This window comes from Staphylococcus sp. EG-SA-2, assembly GCF_017152085.1.
Genome location: NZ_JACYHC010001199.1, coordinates 1 through 648, shown reverse-complemented (window position 1 = coordinate 648; position 648 = coordinate 1). Strand labels below are relative to the sequence as shown.

Sequence of the window (648 nt, the reverse complement as noted above, 5' to 3'; positions counted from 1 at the left end):
ATGTCGACAATACAGATAGTAAGAAGAGTGAAACGAAACCTTTAACGACACCTATGACAGCCAAAATGGATACAACTATTACGCCATTTCAGATTATTCATTCGAAAAATGATCATCCAGAAGGTACAATCGCGACGGTATCTAATGTGAATAAACTGACGAAACCTTTGAAAAATAAAGAAGTGAAGTCCGTGGAACATGTTCGTCGGGATCATAACTTGATGATTCCTGATTTGAGCAGTGATTTTACATTATTCGATTTTACGTATGATTTACCGTTATCAACATATCTTGGCCAAGTACTGAACATGAATGCGAAAGTACCAAATCATTTCAATTTCAATCGTTTGGTCATAGATTATGATGCTGATGATAATATCGTGCTTTATGCTATAAGCAAAGATCGCCACGATTACGTAAAATTAACAACTACAACGAAAAATGATCATTTTTTAGATGCATTAGCAGCAGTGAAAAAAGATATGCAACCATACACAGATATCATCACAAACAAAGATACGATTGATCGTACGACGCATGTTTTTGCACCAAGTAAACCTGAAAAGTTAAAAACATATCGCATGGTATTTAACACGATTAGTGTTGAGAAAATGAATGCTATACTATTTGACGATTCAACCATCGTTC

1 protein-coding gene is annotated in these 648 nt (G+C 34.7%); it reads left to right on the top strand.

From position 1 onward, the window contains the following. On the top strand, nt 1-648 hold a 648-nt coding region (yycH, locus tag IDG60_RS19555; RefSeq protein WP_241013409.1), incomplete at both ends, for a two-component system activity regulator YycH.